The following is a 22717-nucleotide window of genomic DNA, read 5'->3' as shown; positions in this document are numbered from 1 at the left end:
ACCTGAATGGATATTTTGGTTATCGGAGGGGGCGGCCGCGAACATGCAATTGTGTGGGCGCTGAAGAAAAGCCCCAAGGCCGGACAAATCTATTGTGCGCCAGGTAATGCTGGCATCGGACAATTAGCGGAGTGTGTGCCGATTCCGGTGAGTGACTTTGACGCACTGACAGAACTGGCGGAATCCAAAAAAGTCGGACTTGTCGTAGTGGGCCCCGATGATCCGTTGGCAGACGGCATTGTGGATGCCTTTGAAGCGAAGGGCATTCCAGTATTCGGACCGCGTAAAAATGCGGCGGAAATTGAAGGCAGTAAAATCTTCATGAAGGATTTGCTACACAAATATCAAATTCCGACAGCAACTTATCGCAAGTTTTATACCTATGAGGAAGCACATGCCTACTTGAAGGAACAGCCTATTCCAGTGGTCATTAAGGCCGATGGACTGGCAGCAGGCAAAGGAGTGACAGTTGCTTACTCGATGGAAGAAGCGGAAAAGGCGCTGTCCGATATTATGGTAGCGAAGGTTTTTGGAGAAGCGGGTGCACAGGTCGTGATTGAGGAGTTCCTTGCTGGACAGGAAATGTCGATTCTCTCCTTTGTGGATGGTGAAACGGTTCGTCCAATGGCAGCGGCCCAAGATCACAAGCCGGTTTTTGACGGTGACAAAGGACCGAACACAGGTGGCATGGGAACGTATTCCCCGTTGCCTCACATATCCAATTCTATTATCGAGGAAGCCTTTGAGACGATTATTAAGCCGACGGCCAGGGCTATGGTTGCTGAAGGACGCCCGTTCCGTGGTGTTTTATTTGCTGGACTGATGATTTCGCCGGACGGCAAGCCGAAGACCATTGAGTTTAATGCACGTTTTGGTGATCCAGAAACACAAGTCGTATTGCCTCGTCTAAAATCCGACCTGCTCGATATTTTTCTCGCTGCCGTGAACGGTACACTGGATCAGGTGGAGATCGAGTGGAAGGATGAAGCTGCGGTGTGTGTCGTGCTGGCATCCGGAGGTTATCCCGCAGCTTACGCCAAAGGGGTACCTATCCATGGACTGGATCAGGCTGACGAAGCCATCGTGTTCCATGCCGGAACAGACATCAACGAACAGGGTGAGTGGGTAACGAACGGCGGACGCGTATTAGGTGTGGTTGGTTTGGGACGTGACATTGCCGAGGCACGGGACAAAGCTTACGAACAGGCGGCTCATATTACCTTTGAAGGCAAGCAAAACCGTACAGACATTGCGGCAAAAGCATTGCTATAACAGCAATATATAGGATAAGAGGACCTCTGCGGAGGTTCTCTTTTTTCGTTTGACAAAAGTATACTTATCCTATAGGATTAAAAATACAAAACTGACTGACTGATCAATCGGGAGGAGGAAACCCATGCAGCCACGCAAGGCGAAGCAATCCAAAACCCTTTCGAATGACTCACCTGTTGATCACGGGGGAGAAGAAACAGACCGCAGGACTCAGCTTCTTCACATTGCGTTAAAGCGGTTTGCTGAGCAGGGTTACCACCAAACGAAGATTTCAGATATTGTGGTGGAGGCAGGAGTAGCTCAAGGCACATTTTATTGGCATTTTAAAAGTAAAGAGGCTCTGGCGCTGGAGATTATCGCTACAGGCCGTGAACAGCTTTTGTCAGCGATCGGGCAGGGGTATCGCCGTGATGCAGGAACGCTGGCTGATATGGTCAAGGCATCGGAAGCGCTGTTTGTCCGGCTATTTCATTTTGCATTGGAGAACCGTTATCTGATGGGTTTGCTGCTGATCGGCAGTGGTGTCGATGAACCCGTGCGGCAGAGTATCCGTGAGACCAGGACTGCAATGGAGCTTGCATTCCGGCGCAATATGGAGAGAGCAATCGAGCTGAACATGTTGCCTGCCGAATTAGATGTCGAATTAAGGGCAGCACTACTCATGAGCATGATCGAAGGGATCATTATACGCTGGTTATTCGGTTCAGAGGGAACACATGACCACATCAAGCAGGTATCCGCTACAAGATTGGCAGAAGAGGCTGCTAATTTTGAATTTTACGGACTATTAGGTCAAAGCTAGACGGTCAACATCGCATGAATGAGTAGTGGGCAACAAATAATATAGCCAAATTACACATACAAACTTAAACATTTACATCTAGACAGGAGAGAACGATACATGAAAAAACGTAAAAAAGGATTCTTGGTGACCACACTCATGGCTCTGGCATTGTTCAGCCTTGTGCTGAGCGCTTGCGGTACCAAACAGGAAGCTTCCAATGCCGGAACTGGAACGGGCAGCAATAATGAAGCAGCCGCCAATCAGCTCGAAGCCATCAAGAAGGCCGGTGTAATGAAGGTAGGCATGATGGGCACTTACCCACCGTACAATTTCTTGAACGACAACAAGGAGTTGGACGGGTTTGATGTGGATATTGCCAAAGAGTTGGCGAAACGGATTGGAGTAAAAGCGGAATTCACGGCCCAAGAATTTTCGGGATTGATTCCAAGTCTGCAAAAGAAAAAATTCGATGCAGTGGTTAGCCAGGTTGCGATTACAGAGGATCGCAAGAAGGCCATTGACTTCACAGATCCGTATATCACCAATAATGTGAATATTATCGTGAATAGCAAAACAAATGACATTACGAAGTTGGAAGACTTTAAAGGCAAAACCATTGGTGTCGGCTTGGGGACAAATGATGAATCTTATCTGCGCAACGAAGTGCTGCCAAAGGTAGGCGATTTTGAGATCAAAACATATGATGATGTCATTACTTCATTGAAGGATCTAAACTCTGGTCGTATTGATGCAACAATTAACAATCTATATGCTCTCAAACCCATTATCGACAAAAACGGGTTCCAAATTAAAGCCGTAGGCGAGCCGATTAAATCAGACCTAGCAGCTGTAGCCATTAACCAGAAAACTCCTGAGCTCAAGGAAGCCTTGAACAAGGCTCTGAAGGAAATGAAGGAAGACGGCACTTACAAAACAATTTTCAAAAAATGGTTTGGCGAGGAGCCAAAAGAATAACGTAAGCCTGTTACAGGCGTCTGGCTCCAGTCTTGGCTTTTATGCTGACATGGGGCCACTCGTCTGAAAGAAGGGAATATAATCGATGCTAGAATTAATGTGGGAGAACGTCCCTTTTTTATTGAAGGGCGCTTATTATACGCTGTATATAACGATTGTTTCTATGCTGTTTGGTTTAATTATTGGTTTGATTGTTGCTGTAGCGCGCTTGAAGGGGAATCGACCTGTTCGGTGGCTGGCTCGTATGTATGTATCGATCATCCGGGGAACGCCGGTTTTGGTGCAGATTGCGGTCATTTATTATGGTCTGGATGATTACGGAATATCTTTCGGATCGTTAACGGCTGCTTGTCTCGCGCTTAGTATTAATACAGGGGCGTACTTATCGGAGACGTTCCGTGGAGCTATTTTAGCCGTACCACAGGGACAGACCGAGGCTGCTTATGCGACGGGAATGTCGCCTGGTCAAACGATGTGGCGTATCATTCTTCCACAGGCGTTGCGCATTGCAATTGCACCGATGGGGAATACGTTCGTGGGTATGCTTAAAGAAACGTCGCTTGTGTCGGTTATCGGGGTTAGTGAATTGATGCGACAGGCACAGCTTTTACAGGCGCAGTATTTGCGCTACATGCCGTTTCTGCTCGAAATTGCCCTGATGTACTGGATTATGAGCATTGGATTCTCCGCTATACTGGAGCGGGTGGAAAAGCGTCTGGCTCGAGCTTATTAAGGTGGAGATGATAGATGATGATAACAACAAACGGATTAGGTAAACGATTCGGACAGGTAGAGGTTCTGAAAAGCATTGATTTTCAGGTTGCCGCTCGTGAAATCGTCGTATTGCTCGGTCCCAGCGGCTCAGGTAAAAGTACCCTGCTGCGTTGCCTGAACGGACTGGAAGAGTTGTCTTCTGGCAAGTTTGAGGTGAACGGGATTGAGGTTAATGCTATGGCTCCTGTTCGTGCCCGCCAAGCAGCCATTCGTGATATTCGCAAGCAGACGGGGATGGTGTTCCAGCAATTCAATCTGTATCCGCACAAAACAGCTATCGGCAATGTCATTGAAGGACTGCTGACAGTTAAGAAAATGCCGCGCGACAAGGCTATGTCTATCGGACAACAGCTGCTGAAGCGGGTGGGGTTACTGGATAAGCAGGATGTACATCCATCTCGTCTGTCCGGTGGACAGCAGCAACGGGTAGCTATTGCACGTGCACTGGCGATGGACCCGGCGATCATGCTGTTCGATGAGCCGACATCGGCGCTTGATCCCGAACTCGTGGGTGAGGTGCTGGGGGTTATGCGGGAGTTGGCTCAAGACGGAATGACGATGGTCGTCGTGACGCATGAGATGAAATTTGCCCGCGAGGTGGCCGACAAGGTTGTATTTATGGCGGACGGTATCATTGTGGAAGAGGCTGCGCCACAGGCATTTTTTGATGCTCCCCAGCATGAGAGGACACAAAAGTTTTTGCGTCAAATTAGCGAATTTTAAGTTAGATCGAGAATAAATCATAGATCACTAAGATGGAAAGAAGGCAATTGATTATGAAAGTATCTACTACTTGGCACGGCAAACGCGCATTTACATCGGAAGGACCATCCGGTTATTCCGTAGGGATGGATGCTACGGCGGCTTATGGCGGCGATGGTAAAGGGATGACACCGATGGAACTGCTGCTTGCAGGTCTGGCGGGATGTATCGGTATTGATATTACGATGATTTTGGATCGTTTTTTGTCGGACATTACTCGAATTGATATTGATGCAGAAGGTACACGCAAGGAGCAAATGCCAACAGGATTTACTGCGATTGATCTGACGTTCCACGTAGATGGAGATATTCCAGATTACCGCGTATGGAAAGCGATTCAGATGGGGAAGGAAAAATATTGTGCAGTATCTGATTCCTTAAAAGCGGAAATTCGGATGCACCTCATTTTGAATGGAACAGAAGTACCCTATCCAGCGTAAGCGTTAAGGGGTGAAGAGAGCCAGCTTGTGTTATATACAGGAGGGCTCTCTTTTTTTATGTTGTCTGACAATATGACGCATAATGAAATCTTGTGTGTGGAATGCATATCGAAGTTACTGTACGATGAATCGTTTAGAAAAGAAACCAATCAGCGGATCGGTGTACAGGTTTCCTTATCCGCTGCTTTTTTGTTTGCGTTCCCGCAGCAAGAGATACAGGAAATAGGGCGCGCCAATTACGGCTGTCACGATGCCGGCGGGGATTTCGAGTGGCGGCTTCAGCCCCCGTCCGAGCGCATCGGCAAGGACGAGGATCAGGGCACCGATCATGGCTGCGCCGGGCAATAGATAGCGGTGGCGATTACCAAACAATCGCCGTGCCAGATGTGGTGCCAGCAGCCCTATAAAGCCGATGGAGCCGATGGCAGCGACACAGGCAGCAGCTAAGGCCACAGATACGGCCAGCAGTCCTGTGCGCATACGCTTCACGCTAAGTCCCAAACCAGCGGAGCTTTCCTCATCCAGACTCATAATATCCAGCTTGTGCTGTAGTGTATAGGCGAGAGGCAGCAATACAATTAACCATGGCAAAAGCCCATATACTTCATCCCAGCCTTTGCCCCACAAGCTTCCAGCTAGCCAAGTCAGCGTATCGCTGGCTTCGAGTGGATATTTGACCAGAATATAATCGGTCGCAGCCTGGAAGATAGCACCTACCGCCAGCCCGGTTAAGGCTAGCATATTAGGACGCATGCCTCCCCTCATCGAAAGCTGTACGAGCAGTAGTGCAGCTAACCCGGCACCGACAAAGGCAGCGACAGGCAGCAGCGCCACCGGGGATGAGGGGAGCAGCACGATAACGAGAACCGCCGCAAAGCCGGCTCCCTTGGACACACCCACTACATCCGGTGAAGCCAGTGGGTTGCGGATCATGCCTTGCAGCAGCACGCCAGCTACTGCAAGGCCAGCACCAGCCATGATGGCCAGCAGGCCACGAGGCAGTCGATAATGGTGAACGATGAACCAGGAAGAGGCATTTGGGTCAGTCAGTGCCGTGATCAGCTCAGCGGGTGTAATGTAAGTGCTGCCCACGCCAATAGCAATAAAAGAAATACCTAGCATGAGCACGAGTAAAATCCACAGCTTTTTCATCGTGAAGCCCTCCCGTTCTTGTGCGCCAGGTATAAAAAGAAGGGCGCGCCGACCAGCGCGGTTACGATACCAACGGGCGATTCATAAGGAAAGGCAATAAATCGTCCAAGCACGTCTGCATATGTCAGCAGCAGAGCTCCGCAGATTGCAGACAGGGGGATGACCCGTTTGTAATTGTCGCCTGTAAACATCTTGATGATATTCGGCACCATTAGGCCCACAAAACCGATGGACCCGGCTACCGCTACAGCAGAGCCTGCCAGCATAATAACTGAGACCGAGGCCAGTAAGCGGACAAGCCGTACGTTTTGTCCCAGTCCCTGTGCGACCTCTGTACCAAGGCTAAGCACAGATAGCGAGGGGGACAGCGCCAGTGCAAGGATCATACCGACGGCGAACCATGGCAGCACCAGACGCGTGTCGGCCCAAGTAGACCCGTCGATGGCGCCAGCGAGCCAATATAGTACATCGGATATCTGCTCGTTGAACACGAGCAGTCCCTGAGTGACAGAGGCCAGCAGCAGATGCACAGCCATCCCGGCAAGAGCCAGCTTGACTGGCGTCATGCCCGCCGTTCCGGCCAGCGCATATACGAAGGAGCCACCTGCGATCGCTCCGGCAAAAGCAAAATAAATGCTGCCGGACGACCCGATATTCGGCAGCAGCACGACCGACAGGACGACAGCCAGCGAAGCGCCAGAGCTGACCCCAAATACCTGTGGCGAAGCCAGCGGGTTGCGCGTGATGGCCTGCATCAGCGCTCCGGCCACGGCAAGCCCGGCGCCGACGATCAGACCAATGACGGCACGTGGCAGGCGTATCGTCAAGATAATGAGCTGATCCTTGGACGGATGCTCGGTGAATAGTGCAGTCAGCATGGTGGGGATGTCCATCCTGACTGGGCCAATCGCCACGCTCAGCAATAGTCCAGCCAGCAGCGCGAATAGAAGTGCAAAGAAGACCGGCTTATTTAGCCGGTCGCGTAAGGCTTGTCCGATCAACGGGAGCCGTCTCCTTTAGTTTGCGCGGGATACAGAAGCGAAATCGCTTGCTCCAGTATTTTCTCGGCAGAGCCGAGTCCACGGTACCGGGTCCACAGTGCCCGGTTTACTTCGTAAACTTCCCCTTTTTTCACGGCCGTAATGTTTTGCCATAACGGATTTTGCTTCCATTCTGCAAGCAGCTTCTCATCGGCTTCCACTAAGAAGATCACGTCCGGATCAGCTTGTGCAATCTGCTCCAGTGTCAGCTTGACTGTAGGCTCGCTTGTATTTTGAAGGGCATTGTGGATGCCTGCTTGCTCCAGCAGTTGTCCATCAAAAGATGAAGCGCCGTGAGCCGATAGTGAATCAGAACGAAATACCCCAAGCAATACGCTACGTGACTCACCAGCTTGGATGCCTTCTTTCAGCTTTGCCATTGTAGCTTTATGTGCTGCGAGAATTTGCTCACCCTTTTCCTTCTCACCCAACGCGTCAGCGATAACGCCGAAGGATGCCAGGTTTTGCTCATAAGAGGAATTGCGGCTCTTTAGAACAATGGTAGGAGCAATCTCACTTAGTTCTTTGTATATGCTCTTATGACGATTCAGATCAGCAATAATCAAATCGGGCTTCAAAGAGCTGATCGTTTCCAGGTTCGGCTGTTTGCGTGTGCCGACAGGTGTAAAGTCGATTCTTTTGCCAAGCAGCCCATCGATATCATCATCATTTTCCTGAGCTATGCCGACAGGCATCACGCCCAGTTGGGTAGCAGCATCGACAAAAGAGAATTCCAACGTCACGATTCTTTTGGGTTTGCCTGTAACTTTGGTTTCTCCCATCTCATGTTTGATCGTTCGAGTGTCGCCTGTGGTTTGAGGTGCTGCTGCGTTATTATTTTGTGACTGGCCTCCACATCCCGCCATAACGGCTGTCAGTAGTACCAGAATCGCTGCAAGCAGCACGCCTGTGCGTAGTGGCTGTTTCGGTGTTGCCATATGTTGTCCCCCGTTCCAAATATGCTTACCAGAGAAACTGATAATCATTATCAATTAACTAACTGTTGACCATTCTAGCAACCGGGAAAGGGGACGTAAATAATGTGATCATTTAAACCGTTTTAGCCTATTATGAGAATTAAGTTCATTAAAATCACAAGCGAGATGAGAGGATGGAAGAGACCAGACGTATGAATTGGTGGTTTATGCATTTTCCTGCCGTCTGCGATAGATACGCTCCGGTCTGCCGACAGTTCCGTATACCTGATCGTGGTGAGCATCGCCACTTTCCACTAAATATTCCAGATACCTTCTGGCGGTAGATCGGCTCATACCTAGCTCAATTCCCACTGTACCCGTAGTTACCTCACCTCGTCGGTTCAGGAGATCAAGCACCTTTTCGCAAGTGACTTTATCAATGCCTTTGGCCCATAGCTCTCCTACTCCGTTACCCGTCATCCGACCCGTGCCCGCGCTTTGAAGCAGACGGTCAATTTCCAATTGCTCCACCGTAGAGTGTTCTTCTTGCCATGTTGTGACTTGGCGGCGGAAACGAGCATATTCCTCTAAGGTCGCCCGCAATCTCTCGAATACGAGCGGCTTTACGATAAAATCAAATACGCCTGCTCGAACCGCTTGTACCACAGTTTCAGCTTCTTTGGCGGCAGTCAGCATAATGACATCTGTATCTGGATAGTGTTGCTTGATGAACGATAGTAGGGTTAGACCATTCGTATCGGGAAAATAAACATCCAGCACGGCTAAAGAAGGACGCAGAACATCTAGTTGAAGCTTTGCCTCAAATTCGTTCGTTGCTATTGCACATACGGTGAACCCGTCCACCTTTTCAATAAATCGTCGGTTAATCTCCGCAATTCGCGGATCATCTTCAATAATAAGAACCTCAATGTCCGATAATACCCGCTCATTCATGGCCGTAACCTCCTTTTACATCATGATTCGTGTCTGTTCTAATTAAAGGAATGTATACTTCAAAAATGCTACCTCCACCAGGCCGTTCATGTACTTTTATGGAGCCACTCATTCGTTCGGTGTACTCCTGCACGAGAGCAAGACCATATCCGTGTCCTGCCTCTGCTTTAGTTGATGCTCCCTTAACGAACAGTTTTTCCTGGATATCCTCCGAAATACCCGATCCATTATCCATAACTTCGACGACGATGGCTTCAGTCATTTCTTCAAGCCGGAACCAGACCTGTCCGTCAGGTATAGAGCCTATTGCAACTGCTTCCATAGCATTGTCCAGCAGGTTTCCGGCAATGGTAGCAAGAAGCGACCACTCCAACGCAGGAGACGGGGTTGAAAATGCTCCTTTTATATATGAATGGAGTACAATCCCTTTTTCCAACGCCTGTTTTTTCTTGCTGATCAGCAGGCTGGCGATGATTGAATCGGGTGAAAGAGAAGACGAAACGGAACTATGTACACGATACTCTTCCGATTCCTGAGTAATAAAGTCCACTGCTTCGTCATAACACTCCAACTGAATCAGGCCGGATATGAGATATAGCCGATTGGTATATTCATGTGTTTGTGATCGTAACACGTCCGCATAATCCCTGACCTCTGTCAACTGCCGCGTCATGCGAAGCAGCTCTGTTTTGTCACGCAGGCTGGCAACGGTGCCTAGCATTCGTCCGAATCGATCCTTGATCGGTACACGGCTGACGACTACGACTCGTTGTTGGATCTCAATTTCCTCATTGAATACGTTTTGTTCCTGATCCGGCTTCATGCTAGGATTCTTTTCGATAAAATCTGTAGCAAGTACATCTGCCAGCTGATATGCCGCGCCCGCCAAGTGACGAAGCTCGCATCCATAGAGGCTAGTTTCCGGAGGAAGACCAAGCAAACGGACGGCTTGTGGATTGGCAAGTGTGACTTGTCCACTGCTATTAACCGCGATAATCCCTTCACCTATGGATTCGAGAATGGCTTGCTTTTCCTGATACAAACGTCCAATCTCCACTGGCTCCAGCCCATGCAGTTCGTGCCTTACCCGTCGTGCTATAACCAGACTTCCTAATATGCCGATCATTAGCGCGCCTACCATGAACCACAGCCATGTATATGTGTATGTACGAATATTTTGCGCCACATCTGTCATCAGGAAACCTACAGAAACGAGTCCGATAGCTCGGCCTTGTTCATCATAGACTGCGGTTTTGGCTCGCAGTGACGGTCCGAGGGAACCGGTGGATTCCGTAATAAAGGAATGTCCTTGCAGCACCTTATTATTCAGCGGGTCCATCATAGGCTGCCCGATGCGTTCCGGGTTAACATGCCATTGCCGAATGAGATGACGATCTGCAATCGTAATAAAATCAGCGCCGGTGCTGGCTTGGACAGGTTTCACTGCTTCGTTGATCCGAACACGTAATTGCGTCGTGTCGGTCTGTTCTAGAGCATCCCTGACCTGTGCATCTACCGCAAGCGCATTGGCCACAGTCAGTGCCCTTTTCCCAATCTCTTCGTACAAGGCGGAGGTAATCATATAACGCAAGGATAATCCCAACAGCCCGGTAACGACTAGCACTAAAAGGGATATGAATACCATTAATTTTGTCTGAAAACGCACATGCCTTCACCGCCATTAAACAAAATATAGGAGCAGTTGATCAGCGGATAAACACCCCAATATGAATCATTTTACTGTATTCCAGAAACGGCCGCACTTTTAATCTATCGAAAGAATGGTCTATAATAGAAATAGTTACATAATACGAGGAGGAAAATATTATGATTATTATTCATGCAGATATGAAAGTTTTACCAGAAAAGAGAGAGACCTTTTTGCAACAAACCCAAGGGTTGATCAGCGCATCACAAGCTGAAGAAGGCAATGTACGCTATACGTTAATGCAGGATTTGAATGATCCCAACGCATTTACGATGGTTGAAGAGTGGAAGGATGCTGCTGCTGTAGATTTCCATAACAAGTCTGCCCATTTCCAGGCATTTGTTGCTGCAGCTAAAGAATTGTTGGCTGCTCCGCTTGAAGTGAATGCTTTTCAGGATGCAACTAAACTGTAATCATCCCGTTGGATAATTTATAACTAGGAATAGGAGGAGATAGACATGGGGAACATTGCGGATACAGCTTTACTAAATAACGGAGTTCAGATGCCTTGGCTTGGTTTTGGTACGTACAAGGCGGAAGGCAATGAGGTCTACGAAGCAGTCAAAACAGCTATTGAGGTCGGTTATCGTCACATTGATACCGCGGCGATCTACGGCAATGAGGAACTGGTCGGACAAGCCATTCGTGACAGTGGAGCGGACAGAGACAATCTGTTTGTGACCACTAAGCTATGGAATCAAGATCAGGGCTACGATTCAACACTGCGTGCTTTCGAGGAAAGCCGCAAGCGGTTGGGCCTGGATATCATTGATCTGTACCTTATCCATTGGCCTGGCAAGGACAAGTACAAGGAAACTTGGAAGGCGTTCGAACGGCTGTATGAAGAAGGAAGCGTACGCGCGATTGGAGTAAGCAACTTCCAAATTCACCATCTCGAAGACCTCCTGAAAGACAGTAATATTGTACCTGTCATTAATCAGGTAGAGCTTCACCCGCGTCTGACTCAGCAGGAGCTGCATCAATACTGCCGGGAACACCAGATCCAGCTTGAATCGTGGAGTCCTCTGATGAAGGGGAAACTGACGGAGCAGCCAGATATCGTTGAGATTGCCGCCAAATACGGCAAAACGACTTCTCAGGTTATTTTGCGTTGGCATCTGGATCGGGGAATTGTGACGATTCCCAAATCGGTTACCGCGCATCGTATCCGCGAAAATGCCGATTTGTTCGATTTTGAACTGACAACTGAGGATATTAACCGAATTAATGGTCTTCATCTGGATGAGCGTGTGGGTACTCATCCCGATAAGCTGTTGTTCTAATTGAATATGTAGATGTACAAAGAACCTCCCATTCTGCGTTTATCGTGGTTTGGGAGGTTCCTTGTTTATCCCTACTGATGATTTATTTTGCGATGCAGTAGGAAGGAGTAGAGTACAGGAATGACGACGGATATAAACAGCCCGGTGAGAAAAATGACGGTGCCCGCCACTCCATCGACCCATGCCGCTACCAAGCCCGAAGCACCACCGAGCATCATCATAGGTCCGCCCAAACGGTGCGTTTTACGCCATACCTCCGGATTGGACAGAGTCCATGGCGTGCGAATACCGAAGGTATAGTTTGGCTGTACCTGAGTCATATAATTACCCAGCACCAGCAGCATCAGACCCAGCACTCCATAAAGGATCGTAAGCATCTGTAGCCGATAATTCAGGTTATACAGCAGCATTCCCCAACCGGCTATAGCGAGAATGAGCGAAGTGCCTACACGCGTAACCTCATAGGCTTTAGTAAATTTCTTGAAATTTGCTCTGTTGGGGTCCATGTAGCGAGATAGCCGAAGGAGCAAAGGCACCAGCCCCAATAGCACCAGCATGAGAATAGAACTGTTTTTACTCATATACCCGTCTGCGGTATTGTCCATGCTAAAATGAGAGGCCAGCACATCGGGAAGCCGGTTATACAGTAGTAAAGCGCCTATAGCAGGTGATAAGGCAAGCAAAGTCGTCAAAACATCCGTCAAGCTCCAACGTGTTCGGAACTTCATTCAGACCCCTCCGTATCCTTAGTATCATTCGAAGTTGGTTTTACAGGGGCATCCGATTGGGCGATACTGAACATCCAGCCGATGACATCCGCCACAACTGTTGTATGCAAGGTGTAAATAATGCTTTGCCCCTGTCGCTCATCCAGCACAAGCCCCGCCTGCTTCAGCAAATTCAGATGGTGGGATATACTGGGCTTGCTGATTTGAAAATGCTCAGCGACGTCGCCCGCGCTCATGCTTTTCTCTTTCAAAAGCTGCAGTATTTTGCGCCGGGTCGGATCAGCCAAGGCTTTGAAGGCATCATTCAAAGTTTGCTCACTCCTTTAGATATTTAGATAATTCTCTAAATATCTAATCACATAGTAAAATAAAGCTATACTACATGTCAATGGAACAAGACATCATTTTAGAAAAAATTAACGAGGTCAATTATGTTTGTATAAAGCAGTGAAATGGGCTATAATCTAATTATACAAAAAATAAGATTCTTAATTTAAAGTTAATTAGAGGAGGGAATAGATATGAAACACGTCTTTCGTGAAGGAAATGATCCGCAAGCTCCGGTTATTTTGCTGTTGCACGGTACCGGCGGGAATGAACAAGACTTGCTACCATTGGCTGATTTGGTTGCACCAGGCGCATCTGTGTTAGGTGTGAGAGGTAATGTGCTGGAAAATGGAATGCCGCGCTTCTTTCGCCGTTTGGCAGAAGGTGTGTTCGACATTGAGGATCTCGTATTTCGTACCAAAGAACTAAGCGAATTTGTTGATTCAGCTGCAGAGCAATATGATTTTGACCGTAACAACGTGGTGGCTCTGGGCTATTCCAATGGAGCCAACATAGCGGCCAGTATGCTCTTCCATGATGCAAAAGCGCTGCGTGGGGCCATTCTCCATCATGCTATGGTGCCATTGCGAGGGCTGGAACTGCCGGACTTGAACGGTGTCCCTGTATTTCTGTCTTCCGGTGAAAATGACCCGATTGTTCCAGCGGCGGAATCTCAGGAGCTGCAATCCCTGCTGGAGGAGGCCGGAGCGCAGGTGGAAGCCTACTTGGAACGCAATGGTCATCAATTGACTCGCACTGAAGCCGAAGCCGCAGGCCGATGGTTTGGAAAGCATTTTAATGTATAAAATAACTCGATAACGATCAAGCTACGGTTTAGCGCTCTAGTGAGCGATTCTATGATTAGGAGGCGTCAAACCGATGGCAAAACCGGATAATCGAGCAGATAATGTGGAGCATTTGCAACAAAATATTCAGAATACATTGCAGAATCTTCATGAGGCTGAAGGATATCTAAACGAATTTTCCTCTGAAATCAGCAATGAGGAGCGTCAGCAGATCGAAGAAAAAAATAATCGTCGTAAACAAAGTATTAGATCATTTCGAGAAGAAGTGAAAGACGAAGCAGCACATTCGCAAGAGTAGTTAACATAGCGCGACCCAACTCCGAGTTTCAATTGGAGTTGGGTCGTTTTTTTATGCAGAAATCATCATATTCCCATCCAATTCATTTTCCCCCTATAATGCAATGAGATCTGTTTTACACAAAAACGAATTTTTTTTGAATAATATTGTTGTAAACTAATTTGTATTGATGTTAAATAATAAAAGAAAGCGCAATCATTTACGAATTAGGATTTCATCATGCGAAGGGGGAAGGATATGCTGCTGCGAAGAAAAAGCATGGCTTTGATGCTTATGGCGGTGGTTTTGATGGCTGGACTGCTGCAAGGTTGTTCTTTCAAGACTGATGAAAAGGATGGGCCGGGAACAGAACTTGTATTATGGACATTCAATGAACTGCATGAGAAGTTTTTTCTGCAAATGGCTGACCAATGGAACCAACAGCACCCTGATGAATTGATTAATTTGAAAGCGAATACATTTCCTTATGACAACCACCACAGCAAGCTCTCGATTGCGTTGCAATCAGGGGTGGGAGCGCCGGATATCGCGGATATTGAGGTCAACAAAATTGGTAATTTCCTCAAAGGAATACCGCAATTGGTCCCGCTCAATCCGGTGATTGACCCTGAGATCAATAACATTGTGCCTTCCAGAGTACAGATTTACGGCAAAGACGGTAAGTATTACGGCATTGACTTTCACGTTGGAGCCGAAGTGATGTATTACAATAAAGAGATTATGGATCAGGCGGGGGTAGACCCGGATTCCATCGTTACCTGGGCAGACTACGCTGCTGCTGGCAAGCAAGTGCTGGCCAAAACGGGCAAGCCGATGGCGACCTTGGAGACCAATGACCTGTGGAGCTACTGGCCGATGATCTCCCAGCAAAATTCAGATTTTTTGGATGACAAGGGCGAGTTGACGCTGGATAACGAAACCAATATTAAAACACTTGAGTTTCTCCAACAGATGATAAAAGACAAAATCGCTATTCCCGCACCGGGTGGCGGGCATCATATGGAGGAATACTACGGGTTTATGAACAAAGGCGGGGCCGCTTCAGTGTGGATGCCGATGTGGTATATGGGACGTTTTACGGATTACATGCCTGACTTGAAAGGAAAAGTCATCATTAGACCGATGCCGGCGTGGGAAAAAGGCGGCTATCGCTCAGCAGGTATGGGCGGAACCGGAACGGTAGTCACGAACCAATCGAAGCACCAGGATTTGGCGATGCGTTTTCTAGCCTTTGCCAAGCTGTCCAAGCAAGGGAATGTGGAGATTTGGAAGCAACTAGGGTTTGATCCCATCCGCAGTGAAGTGTGGACTATGCCGGAAGCCAAAGCCAAAAATAAATTTACGGATTATTTCGGAACGAATATTTTTGATACGCTGATCGAAGTAAAAGATGAAATTAATGCGGTGCATATTGGACCGAAAACGCCTGACATCGCCAGTGCTGTACGTAATAAAATACTTTATCGGACACTACAGAGTGGCGAAGATCCAGCCACGGTGCTGCATGAGCTAGCAGATGAACTGAGATAGACCCCAAAAGGAAAGGGAGTGAGATTCATGGCAACGCCCGTTCATACGAACGCTAATGTACCGACAGGTCAGCCGCCAAAAACTCAGCGTCCGACCAGAAGCCAATGGAGCCGCTTTATTCATTCCAGTCGTACGGCACCGTATGTATTTGTCCTTCCATTTTTACTGTCCTTTGCGCTGTTTTTTGCGTATCCGGTCATCTCGACGGTCATTATGAGCTTTCAGGAAGTCTTGCCTGGGATAACAACTTATGTTGGCCTGGAAAATTATAAGGATTTAATGAATCCTACATTTGGAAAAGCAATATTGAACAGCGTCCTGTACACGCTGCTTACACTGGTCGTGCTGATTCCTCTGCCACTGGTACTGGCGGTATTGCTAAATTCGCCTAAAATGCCGGGTAGAGGGCTGTTTCGCTCCGTAATGTTTATACCCGCACTCACCTCAGTGGTGGTAGCAGGAACAATCTTCCGACTCATGTTCGGGGAATTGGATGGTTCGCTGATGAACTCCCTGTTGGGGATATTCGGTCTTGAGCCTTACAAATGGCTAATGAATGCGAACACCGGCTTTTTAGCGTTGATCGTGTTGGCCTTATGGAGATGGCTGGGGGTAAACATGCTGTACTACATGTCGGGGTTACAGAACATTCCTCCCGAGTTGTATGAAGCTGCTCAGATCGATGGGGCCAGCCGCTTTGATTCATTTTGGCGGATTACGATTCCTATGCTAAAACCCGTGACAATCTACGTATTTACGATCAGTATTTATGCCGGATTGTCCATGTTCACCGAGAGCTATATGCTGTGGAACGGAAACAACTCTCCGAATGATATTGGATTGACGATCGTTGGCTATCTCTATCGCCAAGGTCTGGAACAGAACAGCATGGGCTTTGGAGCAGCGGTAGGGATTGTATTGCTCGTATTCACATTAGTACTGAACCTGATCCAGCTCAAATTTTTTGGCATGTTTCGGAAGGAGGATTAAGCGATGGCTCAGAAACAAAAAGGCCCGTTATCTGCATTTCTCGTTGTCCTGTTCATTCTGTTTGCCGGGTTCGCCCTGTTTCCGCTATTTGCCGTGACGCTTGCCTCATTCAAGCCATCAACGGAGTTGCTGCGCTACGGCTTGAATCTCAAGCTGGAGTGGGCCATCATGTCCTTAAAAAACTATGCGTTTATCTTTCAGGGGACGACGGATTATTTTCAATGGTACTGGAATAGCCTTGTCATTACTATCTTGTTTACGGTGTTATGTCTGATATTGTCCGCGATGGTCGGGTATGGCCTGGAGATGTATCGTTTTAGACTGAAAAATGTGATTTTTACACTGGTGTTGGTCGTGATGATGATCCCGGTAGAAATTATTATGCTGCCACTTTACAAACTCATGATCGGTATGAAGCTGATCAATACGGTATGGGGTGTGATTTTGCCATTTGTCGTCGCACCGATTCCGATCTTTTTCTTCCGTCAATATTTAAGCGGGGTACCCAAGGACTTTATGGATGCTGCACGGGTTGACGGCTGTTCAGAGTATGGTATTTTTGTGCGGATTATGATGCCTCTGATGGCACCTGCCTTTGCGGCAATGGCTATTTTACAAGCTATGAACAGTTGGAATAACTTCCTGTGGCCGATGATCGTATTGCGTACTAACGACATGCTGACACTGCCAATCGGTCTGTCCAGTCTGCTGACGCCATATGGCAACAATTATGATGTGTTGATTGCCGGTTCAGTCCTGGCTATTTTGCCGATTCTCGTCGTGTTTCTGTTCTTCCAGCGTTACTTTATTGAAGGGATGACTGCAGGCGGGGTAAAAGGATAATCATTGCGGTGCTGAATGAGTCGACTGAAGACAAGAAATGTATAGAGTCAGGAAAGGCGGGTCGGGCATTGTCTCGGCCTGTTTTTTTATGAACTCAATGATTTTCATTCTCATTTTCATGACTATCAACTGCACAAGCTATAGGTAAACGTGGTATGATGTTTGAAAGATTTCAAATACAGCACTTTGCATAATTCGATTCCTAACGCTCAAAAGTTTAATATATAGACGAACTAAACCGATTCGATCTATATATTACTGATTTGAAATCGCTCTTGGGATTTATGCAAAATGCTCAATACAGAAATATTCAGGCGGAGCGTGGAGAACCTATGGAACCAACAGAAACCCAGAAAACTGAGCCGGCCACAGCGTCAACCGTTGGCATGGAGGATATTGTACGGGCGCATCATATGCTGCGTGAGGTGATTGTTCGTACACCTTTACAGAGGGATGCCGTCCTATCGGCCAAATATAACTGTAATGTGTATCTGAAACGAGAGGATCTCCAAGTTGTGCGGTCCTTTAAAATCCGTGGAGCTTACAACATGATCCGCAGCCTAACTCCTGAGCAAATGGAAAAAGGGATCGTGTGCGCGAGTGCGGGTAATCATGCGCAAGGTGTGGCTTTTTCATGTAACGCGCTTGGCATCCACGGTAAAATATTTATGCCGAGCACAACGCCCAATCAGAAGGTGAAGCAGGTACGTCGCTTTGGCGGAGACAGTGTAGAGGTCATTTTGACCGGAGATACGTTTGACGATGCTTATGACGAGGCCATGAAGGTATGCAGCGAACAGGAAATGACCTTTATCCACCCGTTCGATCAACCGAAAATTATTGCGGGCAATGGCACGATTGCGATGGAAGTGATGGAGAGCCTGGATACACCTGCGGACTATATGTTCGTGACGATTGGCGGCGGCGGTTTGGCGGCAGGCGTAGGCACATATGTTAAAACTGTGAATCCGACCACCAAAGTAATCGGTGTAGAACCCTTGGGCGCAGCATCGATGACGGAAGCGATGCGTTTGAACAAGGTCGTTACACTGGAGCACATAGACAAGTTTGTTGACGGGGCTGCGGTGAAGCGAGTAGGTCAGTTAACATATGACATTTGTAAACATACCTTGGATGATATTGTGAAGGTACCGGAAGGCAAGGCATGTACAGCGATTCTGGCGCTGTATAATGAAAATGCGATTGTTGTGGAGCCCGCGGGTTCGCTGCCTGTAGCAGCACTTGATCTGTATCGTGAGCAGATTCAAGGCAAAACAGTAGTCTGTATCGTTAGTGGTGGCAATAACGACATTGATCGTATGCAGGAGATTAAGGAACGCTCCCTGATTTATGAAGGACTAAAACATTATTTCATGGTTAATTTCCCGCAAAGAGCAGGGGCACTGCGTGAGTTTCTTCAGGATGTGCTTGGACCGGACGATGACATCACAAGGTTTGAGTATACGAAAAAGAATGATAAGGAAAACGGCCCGGCGCTGGTCGGCATTGAGTTGTTCCACAAGGAGGACTATCTTCCTTTAATTGAACGAATGAATCGCAAGGGGATTCAATATACGGAATTGAACAAAAATGAGAATCTGTTTAATATGCTAATCTAAAAAGGAGCCTACGGGCTCTTTTTTTTGTATGTGCAATGTTATTGTAAAAAGAAAATAAACCATTAGACTGGGAACGGCATTAAGCTACCGGGCAGGATAGCTGGTTCGCGAAAAATAATAATGACTACTGTTAGGCGCAATAAGGTACGCCTATTTTTAATCTAGGGTAAGGAAAACTACTGTATTACATTTTTGCTTTTAAAATCATGGAATTTTCGTGAAAATAAAAGTATTTTCCTCTTAATTCACTTCATCCCCCTTTAATCATCCATGTAAAAAAGTGTTTTATTTATATAAGCTTATACGGAAGCGAAAGCTTTTTTAAGCGGCAAAAAATAAATAAAGGAGATTTTTTTCGTGAACTTAAACACTGCTCTTATAAGAAAAGGCGGTGCAAATGTGTCGTCTTCCAAACGTCTCCCGTGGGTCGGGTTGCTGGCTTTAGCCATGGCGGGATTCATCTGCATTCTTACGGAAAGCCTGCCTGCTGGATTACTGCCGCAAATTGCACAGGATCTAGGGGTCACAGAAGCTCTTGCCGGACAATTGGTTACTCTCTATGCGGTTGGATCTCTTCTGGCCGCCATTCCTTTGACAACGGCTACCCGTGGGTGGAGGCGCCGACCGCTTCTGCTGCTGTGCATCATCGGCTTTCTTGTATTTAACACCATCACCGCGTTATCTTCCGTTTATGAGCTGACGCTTGTCGCGCGTTTCTTCGCAGGTGTCTCAGCAGGTGTTCTGTGGGGGATGACGGCCGGTTATGCGCGGCGCATGGTGCCTGATTCGCTGAAAGGAAGAGCGATGGCCGTAGCCATGGTCGGCACCCCGCTGGCATTGGCGCTGGGCGTTCCGCTTGGTACTTTTTTCGGAACATATACTGGGTGGCGTCTCATTTTCGGAGCTGTATCATTACTGGCTGCAGCCCTTATTGGCTGGGTGCTCTGGAAGGTGCCGGATTATGCAGGTGAGCCTGCCGGTGACCAACTCCCTTTTCACAAGGTTTTCCTGATTCCCGGTGTACGGACGATTCTGTTTGTCGTTTTGGCATGGGTACTAGCTCATAATATTTTGTACACTTATATTGCACCGTATCTTGCGGAAACCGCGTTTGCTCAGCGAGTGGATTTGGTTCTTCTTATTTTCGGAATTACCTCGGTAGTCGGCATTTGGGTGATAGGCATGCTGATTGACCGTTTTCTAAGAATGCTGGTTTTAATCAGCATCACAGGATTTGCTTTGGCTTCTGTAGCCTTGGGAATAGGAATAAATCAACCTGAAATCATCATTCTTGGTGTTACGGCGTGGGGGCTTACGTTTGGCGGGGCAGCCACTTTACTACAAACAGCAATAGCACAAGCTGGGGGAAAAAGCGCAGATATAGCCCAATCGATGCTGGTTACTGCATGGAATGTGGCAATCGGCGGAGGAGGCATTATCGGCGGGCTTCTTCTCGAACTGCTTGGAGCCGGATTTCTTCCGAGCTCATTAATCATCCTACTGCTTCCCTCTTTGCTTGCAGTTTGGCTAGCTAAAAAGCATGGCTTTCCTTCCTAAAGAAATCCATGAGTATGTGTAACATAAGCAAAAAAATGAATCCGCTGCATGGCGGATTCATTTTTTTGGGATTAGAGAATTACATCTTATGCAAGCAAATTCGTTTCTCCAATGAAATTTTTATAAGCGATCGGTGAAGACATTACGATCAGAGTCGTATAGGTTCCGTATTGATCGCACCGGTTTTCAAACTCTTCCAGCTCCTGGGTTGTTTCCGTAAGGACCTTCAATAAATAATTATGCTCTCCGCTTATCCGGTAACATTCCGTTACCTCCGGTGATGAACGACAAAAATCAAGGAAAGGATAGCAATTCCGGGTCCGAACAAGCATATAGGCTGTGCATTGCTTACCCACTTTTTGCGAAGAAATGACGGTTCGATATTCCTCGATAACCCCCTTTTCTTCCATGCGTTTTACACGTTCCGTTACGGCTGGCTGAGACAGTCCCACCAGCTTTCCTAAATCTGTCATTGATAATCTTGCCTGGTTCTGCAAATGGAGCAGGATGTTTTTATCGATTTCGTCCAAAAAAATCGACTCCTTTGTTTTAAAAGTTATTTCTTTCAAATACCTTTAGAATCCTCGAAAATTTCTTTATTTAACTTGTTTGTTTTATGCAAGACGAAAGAAATTATTTATATAATAAACACACTTGCTATAAATAATCAAGTAAATTACAGCAGGAGAGGATGAGAAGCATGAGAAAAATAGATCTGGAATTGCTGCATAAAAGCGTCAATGAGGTAATTGACCACACACTTGAGGAAAAAAGGATTGTGGGTACCGTTGTCCAAATTGCATTAGGCGGAAACCTTGTTTACAACAAACCTGCTGGTTGGGCCGACCGTGAGCAGAAACGACCGATGCAGGAGAATGCTTTGTTTAGATATGCTTCGGTAACCAAGCCGATCGTGTCAACGGCAGCCTTAGTATTAATTTCGCAAGGGAGATTGCAGTTAAACGATCTGGTTGAAAAATGGTTGCCCGCCTTTCGTCCCAAACTGCCAAACGGAAAATATGCCTCCATGACCGTTCACCATCTGATGACCCATACCGCCGGCTTAACCTACCGTTTCTTCCAGGAAGAAAAGGGAACTTATGAGCTTGCCGGGGTATCGGACGGCATGGATCTGGCGGGAATTACACTTGAAGAGAATCTGCAAAGACTCGCTTCTGTCCCACTTCTATATGAGCCGGGGAAAATGTGGAGGTATTCCATAGCAACAGACGTGCTCGGACTGGTCATCGAAAAGGTAACTGGAATGCCGCTAAGTGAAGCTGTACGGTTGCTTGTAACTCATCCGCTTTCCATGATGGACACGGATTTCAAGGCCGTGGATACGGACAGATTGACCACGGCTTACGCAGACAGCGCTGGAGAGCCCCGGCGCTTGCAGGATTTTGATACCGTTCCTTTCGTGGAGGGGACGGCAGGATTCCTCCTTTCACCTAACAGATTTACCGATAAGACAGCTTATCCTTCCGGAGGAGCCGGCATGATTGGCAGCGCAGGAGACTTTCTTAAACTGCTGGAAGCTTTGCGGCTGGGAGGAAATCCGATTCTGCCTCAGGCTCTTGTCGCAGAAATGACAACCAATCAAATTGGTAACCTTGTGATGCCCTATTGGCCGGGTAGAGGCTTTGGACTTGGTTTCACGCTGCTTAAAGACCCAGCGGATGCCAATACACCGGAATCGCCGGGAACATGGCGGATGGGCGGTACCTATGGTCACTCCTGGTTTGTTGATCCGAGTGAGGAGCTTAGTGTTGTAGCGTTCACCAATACAGCACTTGAAGGAATGTCAGGCAGGTTTACAACGGAGCTGTGCGAATCTGTCTACAAGGGTATTCGAGGAGTTAAGTAAAGAGTAAAAACGTTATCTTGAACAAATATTCGGAATCAACAATTCCAGTCTAGAACTATATTTTCTTCATACAGTTATGCGTAGTTTATGA

At 47.5% G+C, this 22717-nt stretch carries 24 protein-coding genes; 16 read left to right on the top strand and 8 right to left on the bottom strand.

Translation table 11 applies throughout. The features are described from left to right. Window positions 1-6 precede the first annotated feature (6 nt). The 6 genes from purD to HFE01_RS23455 all read left to right on the top strand — a co-directional run bounded on the left by purD (window position 7) and on the right by HFE01_RS23455 (window position 5007). Window positions 7-1272 carry a phosphoribosylamine--glycine ligase gene (purD, locus tag HFE01_RS23480; RefSeq protein WP_016819774.1) on the top strand — a complete coding sequence of 422 codons (1266 nt, stop codon included), beginning with the start codon at window positions 7-9 and terminating at the stop codon, window positions 1270-1272. Between the two features lie 124 nt (window positions 1273-1396). Continuing rightward, window positions 1397-2074, top strand: a complete 678-nt coding sequence (locus HFE01_RS23475; RefSeq protein WP_016819775.1) for a TetR/AcrR family transcriptional regulator — start codon at window positions 1397-1399, stop codon at window positions 2072-2074. Window positions 2075-2173: 99 nt separating this feature from the next. Then, entirely contained in the window at window positions 2174-3031 is an 858-nt protein-coding gene (locus tag HFE01_RS23470) for a transporter substrate-binding domain-containing protein (RefSeq protein WP_016819778.1), read from the top strand. 85 nt (window positions 3032-3116) lie between these two features. After that, window positions 3117-3764, top strand: coding sequence for an amino acid ABC transporter permease (locus HFE01_RS23465; RefSeq protein WP_016819779.1), 648 nt, complete (start codon window positions 3117-3119; stop codon window positions 3762-3764). A 14-nt stretch (window positions 3765-3778) separates the two neighbouring features. Further along, entirely contained in the window at window positions 3779-4528 is a 750-nt protein-coding gene (locus HFE01_RS23460; RefSeq protein WP_016819780.1) for an amino acid ABC transporter ATP-binding protein, read from the top strand. 53 nt (window positions 4529-4581) lie between these two features. Beyond that, the gene (locus HFE01_RS23455; RefSeq protein WP_044787193.1) at window positions 4582-5007 is read left to right on the top strand and encodes an OsmC family protein; all 426 of its coding nucleotides are present in this window, start codon (window positions 4582-4584) and stop codon (window positions 5005-5007) included. A gap of 174 nt (window positions 5008-5181) precedes the next feature. Here the strand turns inward: HFE01_RS23455 and HFE01_RS23450 are convergent, their stop codons facing one another. From HFE01_RS23450 to HFE01_RS23430, 5 genes are all read right to left on the bottom strand, one after another. Further along, window positions 5182-6159: a FecCD family ABC transporter permease gene (locus HFE01_RS23450; RefSeq protein WP_107735068.1), complete on the bottom strand. Its 978-nt coding sequence runs from the start codon at window positions 6157-6159 to the stop codon at window positions 5182-5184. Then, a complete protein-coding gene (locus HFE01_RS23445; protein ID WP_107735069.1) occupies window positions 6156-7160 on the bottom strand; it encodes a FecCD family ABC transporter permease in 1005 nt (334 codons plus the stop codon). The genes HFE01_RS23450 and HFE01_RS23445 overlap by 4 nt, the downstream gene beginning before the upstream one ends. Continuing rightward, on the bottom strand, window positions 7157-8137 hold the full coding sequence (locus HFE01_RS23440) for an ABC transporter substrate-binding protein (protein ID WP_016819783.1): 981 nt from the start codon (window positions 8135-8137) through the stop codon (window positions 7157-7159). Before HFE01_RS23440 ends, HFE01_RS23445 begins: the two co-directional genes overlap by 4 nt. Window positions 8138-8341: 204 nt before the next feature. Then, a complete protein-coding gene (locus HFE01_RS23435) occupies window positions 8342-9070 on the bottom strand; it encodes a response regulator (RefSeq protein ID WP_107735070.1) in 729 nt (242 codons plus the stop codon). Beyond that, complete coding sequence (locus tag HFE01_RS23430) at window positions 9063-10715, bottom strand: ATP-binding protein (protein WP_243208245.1); 1653 nt, start codon at window positions 10713-10715, stop codon at window positions 9063-9065. The genes HFE01_RS23435 and HFE01_RS23430 overlap by 8 nt, the downstream gene beginning before the upstream one ends. Window positions 10716-10897: 182 nt before the next feature. On the opposite strand from HFE01_RS23430, the gene HFE01_RS23425 reads away from it, so the two are divergent. Both HFE01_RS23425 and HFE01_RS23420 read left to right on the top strand, forming a co-directional pair. After that, complete coding sequence (locus HFE01_RS23425; RefSeq protein WP_017426184.1) at window positions 10898-11191, top strand: putative quinol monooxygenase; 294 nt, start codon at window positions 10898-10900, stop codon at window positions 11189-11191. A gap of 45 nt (window positions 11192-11236) precedes the next feature. Next, the gene (locus tag HFE01_RS23420) at window positions 11237-12061 is read left to right on the top strand and encodes an aldo/keto reductase (RefSeq protein WP_107735072.1); all 825 of its coding nucleotides are present in this window, start codon (window positions 11237-11239) and stop codon (window positions 12059-12061) included. A 71-nt stretch (window positions 12062-12132) separates the two neighbouring features. Here the strand turns inward: HFE01_RS23420 and HFE01_RS23415 are convergent, their stop codons facing one another. Together HFE01_RS23415 and HFE01_RS23410 are read right to left on the bottom strand one after the other, a co-directional pair. Next, window positions 12133-12789 (bottom strand): SdpI family protein, encoded by a 657-nt coding sequence (locus HFE01_RS23415; RefSeq protein ID WP_017426186.1) that lies wholly within the window; start codon window positions 12787-12789, stop codon window positions 12133-12135. Beyond that, the gene (locus HFE01_RS23410) at window positions 12786-13097 is read right to left on the bottom strand and encodes an autorepressor SdpR family transcription factor (RefSeq protein WP_107735073.1); all 312 of its coding nucleotides are present in this window, start codon (window positions 13095-13097) and stop codon (window positions 12786-12788) included. The genes HFE01_RS23415 and HFE01_RS23410 overlap by 4 nt, the downstream gene beginning before the upstream one ends. A 213-nt stretch (window positions 13098-13310) precedes the next feature. Between HFE01_RS23410 and HFE01_RS23405 the strand changes: the two genes are divergently transcribed. The 7 genes from HFE01_RS23405 (at window position 13311) to HFE01_RS23375 (ending at window position 20759) form a co-directional block, all read left to right on the top strand. Beyond that, complete coding sequence (locus HFE01_RS23405; RefSeq protein ID WP_107735074.1) at window positions 13311-13922, top strand: alpha/beta hydrolase; 612 nt, start codon at window positions 13311-13313, stop codon at window positions 13920-13922. Window positions 13923-13995: 73 nt separating this feature from the next. After that, a complete protein-coding gene (gene tlp / locus HFE01_RS23400; RefSeq protein WP_016819791.1) occupies window positions 13996-14220 on the top strand; it encodes a small acid-soluble spore protein Tlp in 225 nt (74 codons plus the stop codon). A 237-nt stretch (window positions 14221-14457) separates the two neighbouring features. Further along, entirely contained in the window at window positions 14458-15750 is a 1293-nt protein-coding gene (locus HFE01_RS23395) for an ABC transporter substrate-binding protein (protein WP_016819792.1), read from the top strand. Between the two features lie 27 nt (window positions 15751-15777). Then, window positions 15778-16740, top strand: a complete 963-nt coding sequence (locus tag HFE01_RS23390; RefSeq protein WP_016819793.1) for a carbohydrate ABC transporter permease — start codon at window positions 15778-15780, stop codon at window positions 16738-16740. A 3-nt stretch (window positions 16741-16743) separates the two neighbouring features. Then, window positions 16744-17583 carry a carbohydrate ABC transporter permease gene (locus HFE01_RS23385; RefSeq protein ID WP_016819794.1) on the top strand — a complete coding sequence of 280 codons (840 nt, stop codon included), beginning with the start codon at window positions 16744-16746 and terminating at the stop codon, window positions 17581-17583. Between the two features lie 332 nt (window positions 17584-17915). Next, on the top strand, window positions 17916-19202 hold the full coding sequence (gene ilvA / locus HFE01_RS23380) for a threonine ammonia-lyase IlvA (RefSeq protein WP_031462902.1): 1287 nt from the start codon (window positions 17916-17918) through the stop codon (window positions 19200-19202). Window positions 19203-19559: 357 nt separating this feature from the next. Beyond that, window positions 19560-20759, top strand: a complete 1200-nt coding sequence (locus HFE01_RS23375) for an MFS transporter (protein ID WP_107735076.1) — start codon at window positions 19560-19562, stop codon at window positions 20757-20759. 86 nt (window positions 20760-20845) lie between these two features. Here HFE01_RS23375 and HFE01_RS23370 read toward each other — a convergent pair whose 3' ends face one another. After that, window positions 20846-21289 carry an Lrp/AsnC family transcriptional regulator gene (locus HFE01_RS23370; RefSeq protein WP_017426192.1) on the bottom strand — a complete coding sequence of 148 codons (444 nt, stop codon included), beginning with the start codon at window positions 21287-21289 and terminating at the stop codon, window positions 20846-20848. Between the two features lie 170 nt (window positions 21290-21459). Between HFE01_RS23370 and HFE01_RS23365 the strand changes: the two genes are divergently transcribed. Next, complete coding sequence (locus tag HFE01_RS23365; protein WP_107735077.1) at window positions 21460-22626, top strand: serine hydrolase domain-containing protein; 1167 nt, start codon at window positions 21460-21462, stop codon at window positions 22624-22626. Window positions 22627-22717 lie beyond the last annotated feature (91 nt).

The sequence above is a fragment of the Paenibacillus sp. EKM10P genome, from assembly GCF_011800655.1.
GTDB lineage: Bacteria > Bacillota > Bacilli > Paenibacillales > Paenibacillaceae > Paenibacillus > Paenibacillus polymyxa.
Note: the sequence above shows the minus strand (reverse complement) of the source record. Positions and strands in the feature narration are given on the sequence as shown.